This window comes from Deltaproteobacteria bacterium (assembly GCA_020845895.1).
GTDB lineage: Bacteria > Lernaellota > Lernaellaia > JACKCT01 > JACKCT01 > JADLEX01.
In genome coordinates this window covers 1-3,480 of the sequence record JADLEX010000069.1, presented here as the reverse complement: position 1 = coordinate 3,480, position 3,480 = coordinate 1, and the positions used below count along the sequence as shown (strand labels likewise).

General features: G+C 63.3%; 3 protein-coding genes. All 3 read left to right on the top strand.

Features of this window, described 5'->3' with window-relative positions; translation table 11 throughout:
- The first annotated feature begins 13 nt into the window (after positions 1-13).
- Positions 14-592, top strand: coding sequence for a hypothetical protein (locus IT350_09690; protein ID MCC6158313.1), 579 nt, complete (start codon positions 14-16; stop codon positions 590-592).
- A 166-nt stretch (positions 593-758) separates the two neighbouring features.
- The gene (locus IT350_09685; GenBank protein ID MCC6158312.1) at positions 759-1,754 is read left to right on the top strand and encodes an N-acyl homoserine lactonase family protein; all 996 of its coding nucleotides are present in this window, start codon (positions 759-761) and stop codon (positions 1,752-1,754) included.
- A 164-nt stretch (positions 1,755-1,918) separates the two neighbouring features.
- Complete coding sequence (locus tag IT350_09680) at positions 1,919-3,307, top strand: choice-of-anchor L domain-containing protein (protein MCC6158311.1); 1,389 nt, start codon at positions 1,919-1,921, stop codon at positions 3,305-3,307.
- The last annotated feature ends 173 nt before the right edge of the window (positions 3,308-3,480 follow it).

Sequence of the window (3,480 nt, the reverse complement as noted above, 5' to 3'; positions counted from 1 at the left end):
CGAGTGCGTGATCGTGGACAACGAAACGGGCGAGCCGGTCGAACCCGAAATTTCGACGACGTCCAATGCGAACGGCTACTGCTGGTTCCCGTCCATCAACGGCGCCGAAACGTTTTCCGTGCGCGTCACGCACGACGACTACCTGACCGAGTACCTGTTCAACCTGCCGTCGCCCGCGCTGCCGCAGGTGTTCATGTTCCCGACGGCGATCATCGACGACTTCGAGGAGTACTTCGAGATCACGATCGACCCAGCGGACGGGATCGTGCTGGGCTTCGTGCTGTGGGGCGGCCCCGAGATGCACGAGTTCGTGGGCTGCGCCGAGGTGACGAACGACTCGGGGCAGAGCGCGGTGTACTACTCCGACGAGAACGGTCCGAGCCTGACCCGCACCTCGACGCATCCGCTGAATTCGGTCTTCGTGCTCTTCAACGTACCCGCGGATGGCCCGTACGACTTCACCGCGACCGTGGACGAAACGGAGGAGACCGAGACGATGGTGCCGCAGGTCTTCGCGTCGTCGGTGACGATGACGTACTTGGTCTACGGCGGCGGGTACGAAACGAACCCGACGCCGACGGGCTGCGAATAATCCATTCCTGAACCACGCCGCCCCGGGAGCCCGCGCTCCCGGGGCGGAGCGTTTTCTGTGGGAGCGTAACGGGTTGCCCGCCTCGAATTCCGCCCTATTTCGCCGCCTTGTCCCACCGTCGCCGCGGTTTGACACACCGGCGGTCGGCCGGTAGGATTTTCGCGGCATGCCGAACAAGCTCTTTCGCGGTTATTTTGTGTACGCGATCGTCGTGGCGATCGCGGCGTCTCTTTCCGCCTGCAAGCCGCCGCCCGTGGAACTGACCCCGGGCCGGTTCGAGGTGATCGAACCCGCTCGCGACCGCGCTGCCGTTGACGGCCTATGGCTCATCAAGACCGGCGAAGCGACGTCGACCGACGGTCACTTGCATGAGGGCGGCACTAAGGACCCTGTGACCATCCCGATCCTTTGCGCGCTCGTCCGGCACGGCGACGACATCGTGCTGATCGACACGGGCCTGAATCACCATTTTGCGTTTCGGCCGCAGGAATACCTCGGCGGACTCTTGAAGTTCGTCGCGGAGCGCGGTTACGAACTGCCGAAAATGGCCGAGGGTCAGGACGTGATCGCCCAGCTCGCCCGCATGGCCATCACGCCCGACATGGTGCGTCACATCGTGCTCACGCACACGCATTTCGACCACACCGGCGAGATTCGCGCCTTTCCGAATGCCAAGGTCTGGGTCGGCAAGGGGGAAAAGGAGTATCTGGAACGGGCGTTCGGGGTCTCGCGTGGGGTCATGCGGGAAGACTTCGAGGGCGTCCGGGTCCGAGAACTGGATTTCACGAAGTCTCCGAAAGTCCTGACCTTTGGCGGTTCGAGGGACCTGCTGGGCGACGGATCGGTGTTGGTGATTCCGACGCCGGGACACACGCCCGGATCGATTTCCATCCTCGTCAAGACGAAATCCGGCGACATCCTTCTGGTCGGCGACGCGGCCTACACGATGACAAACATTGAAAAACCGGTCCTGATCGGTCTGGCGACGAGCCGCGAACAGGCCGCGGATACGTTGACGCGGCTTCATGACCTGCGCCGGGCTCGAACGGAGCTCCGGATCATCCCCTCCCACGACCCCTTGATTTGGCCGGCGGGCCGATCGGATCCTTGGCCGCTTCACGCACCGTCGGGGCAGCCGGCAACGGAAGACACCAATCCATGACGACATTCCAAGTCGTCGCCAACGGTGACTTGCGTTCGGCGGTCGCGCCCGAGCGCGGATTCTTTTGACATCGCCGACGATTTCCGGTATGAATTGCGCCAATCCATATGGGAGTTAAGCGGGAGGCAACCGCTGAACCATTTTGACCAAGGGAGGACAACCTGATGCGAAAACGGTATGCGTTCGCGATGTTCGCGCTCGCCATGACGATGCTCGTGAGCGCCGGCTGCGACGAAGCGGCCGAGGAAGCGCTCGAAGCCGCCACCGGTTTGGACTTTGTCCTGAACGAGGACGACGCGGACGTGACCTCACCCGACGGGTGGGTGTTCCTGTTCGGCGTTGTTCTCGATGAGGAGCAGTCCAAGCTCATCGACCAGGAGTTCGAGGTTCCGCTGGACGTGCTCGAAAGCGTCGTCGATCTCGACGGCATCGAGTACATGCTCGCGTTTGCCAAGAAAGAGTCTCTCGAAGGCTACGGCAATCGCTTGCGTTATGCGAACAAGCTGAAAGTCGAAGACAAGAAACTCGTTCTCGACACGGCCGCCGTCGAAGCCCTCGGCCCCTCGATCGGCTCCTCGGGCGAGGGCCTCTACATCGCCTACTTCGCCGAAGCGCAGAACGGCTACATCAACGGCTCCGTGAAAAGCTGCGACGGCTCGGTGAAGTCGGGCATCCTGGCGACCGCGTCGGACGGCCCCTTCTTCACCTACAGCGCCGATGACGGTTCGTGGGCCCTGCCCTCGCTGTCCGGCGTTCCGGCTCAGATCAACTTCACCGACGGCGACTGCTCCGGTTCGACCTCGCAGCCCTCGACCGAGGACGGCGAAGAGAACCCGAAGGATCCGGAAGAGACGCCTCCGATCGAGGAACTGCCCGACGGTACGGATTCCACTGACGCCGGCGAGACCGAACTTCCGCCGGATGGCAGCGGCAGCGGCTCGACCGACGGCGATTGCATCGCCCTCGACACCGGCTGGTCGCCCACCGGCGAGTGCGTGGCCTTCGGCGTGAGCAACGAAGAGTACGACGCCCTGTTCCCGGACGGTGACGGCGCGGACTACCTCTACGCGACCAGCAGCGGCAGCCAAACGCCGAGCTGCACCATGTCCACCACGGTGGCGGTGCCCGAAGGCATGACTCAGCTCAAGGCCACCTACAATTTCCTCTCGCAGGAGTGGGAAGAGTGGGCCGGCAGCGCGTACAACGACATCTTCACGCTCATCGTGCAGGGCGCGCCCGACTACTTGGTCAATCGCTCCGTGAACAACACGGCCTCCGCGGGCGACTGGGAAGACATCAGCATGGCGATCCTCGGCATCGACGGCTCGGCGGACGCCGGCTACAACGGCACGGGCGCTGTCTACGACGGCCAGCTCAAGAACGCCGGCGGCGAAGGCGTGCGCGGCGAGCCCGAGGAAGACAACGTCGGCAAGTTCTCGACCGTGAATCTGCCCGCCGACATGACGACCATCACGGTGCTCTTCACCGTGTCCGACGTCGGCGACGCGATTTACGACTCCGCGGGTCTCGTCGACTCTCTGTGCTTCCAGTAATCCGTTAAGCCAAGACACAAACGGCGCGGCCACAAGCCGCGCCGTTTCTCGTCTTTGGCCCTTTGACTCGACACGGTGAGGCTTGCGGTCAGTCGGAATTTGTTAGTTGGCGGCGTACAGGACGGCCGAGTCGAGCCTCGGGAGGGAATTCGGGGACTTCGCCAGTCTCCTGG